Raw genomic sequence first — 1,480 nt, 5'->3', positions numbered from 1 at the left:
GAGCAATTCATCGCAACGGACTGCTGGCAAGGTCAATTGACCAATTCAACTAACCGCTGTGGTCACAGTTGTAGACTCACTATTTCCTGAACGCAGGGCTTGTTTCAGCTCGTTGCTATGGGTAACAGCTAACCGGATAATTTGGCAGATGCGCTGAACATCGTCGGGGGCGATCGATGTACCCGTTGGTAACAGTAACACCATCTGGGCGAGGGCTTCAGTTTCTGGTAGTAAGAGGCCACTATGGGGAAAGTACGAGCGGTAGGGTTCCATCCGGTGGCATCCAGGGAAGAAGTAGCGCCGAGCAAGGATGTTTTCAGCATGGAGCACCTCTAGCAAGCGATCGCGGCTGATTCCCGCCTTGACTTCATCAACCTCTAGCACAATGTACTGATAGTTACACTGTTCCGCGCGATCGTACTCAATCAACCGTATCCCAGGTAAATCTTGCAGCCCCTGCTGGTAGCACTGATAGTTCCGGTAATTGATCGCCATGAAGTCATCGAGGCTTTCTAGACCTGTCAAGCCCATGGCTGCCTCTACTTCGTTCATTTTGCCGTTGGTGCCAATGTAAATGACCCGATCGTAGCCAGCGAAACCAAAGTTCTGCATCAGGCGAATCTTAGCAGCCAGTTCATCATTGTTGGTAACCACTGCCCCACCTTCAAAGGTGTTGAAAAACTTGGTGGCGTGGAAACTGAATACTTCTGCCTCGCCAAAGTTGCCAATCATTCGCCCCCGATAGGAACAGTTAAAGGCATGGGAAGCATCAAATAAGAGTTTTAGCCGATGACGATCAGCAATCTCAGCTAGGGCTTCAATGGCACAGGGCCGACCCCACAGGTGCACCCCCACAATGCCTGTCGTTCGGGGTGTGATCATCTGTTCAACCTTGGTAGGGTCAAGGTTATGGGTGGCTGGATCCACGTCGCAAAATACAGGCGTGATTTCTTGCCATTGCAGGGCATGGGCTGTAGCAATGAAGGTAAACGAGGGCACAATTACTTCACCCGTCAAACCACAGGCACGGGTCACAATTTCTAGGGCCACGGTGCCATTACACATAGCGATGCAATGTTTGACCCCTAGACGTTCACAGATGCGCTGCTCTAGTTCTTGCACAAAGGGGCCACGGTTAGACAGCCAGCGGCGATCCAACATGTCGTTGATGCGAGCTAGCAGCCGATCACGATCGCCAATGTTCGGTCGTCCTACGTGCAGAGTCTCGTGAAACTCTGGAATGCCCCCTAAAATTGCCAGTTGTGAAAACAGCGACTTCATACGTGTGTTGATTAGTGTATTGACTTAAGACGTATTGATTAGGTTGGTTGATATTGCTCCAGTGGGCACAGCAGCCTAGTGACCACAGTGTTACTACTAGACACCGATTAGGCACTAGTAGATTGGGTAGATTGACCGATACTGTTTAGGAATTCAGCTTCCAGTTTCAGCAGGTTCCGCGAGCGATCGCGCAATCGCC

At 50.8% G+C, this 1,480-nt stretch carries 1 protein-coding gene; it reads right to left on the bottom strand.

Annotated elements, in window-relative coordinates; all coding sequences use genetic code 11:
- Positions 1-45: 45 nt before the first annotated feature.
- A complete protein-coding gene (locus NZ772_18840; protein ID MCS6815615.1) occupies positions 46-1,281 on the bottom strand; it encodes a DegT/DnrJ/EryC1/StrS family aminotransferase in 1,236 nt (411 codons plus the stop codon).
- Between the last annotated feature and the right edge of the window lie 199 nt (positions 1,282-1,480).

The organism is Cyanobacteriota bacterium (assembly GCA_025054735.1).
Lineage (GTDB): Bacteria > Cyanobacteriota > Cyanobacteriia > SKYG9 > SKYG9 > SKYG9.
The sequence above is the reverse complement of the archived record's forward strand: the minus strand, read 5'-3'. Positions and strand labels throughout refer to the sequence as shown.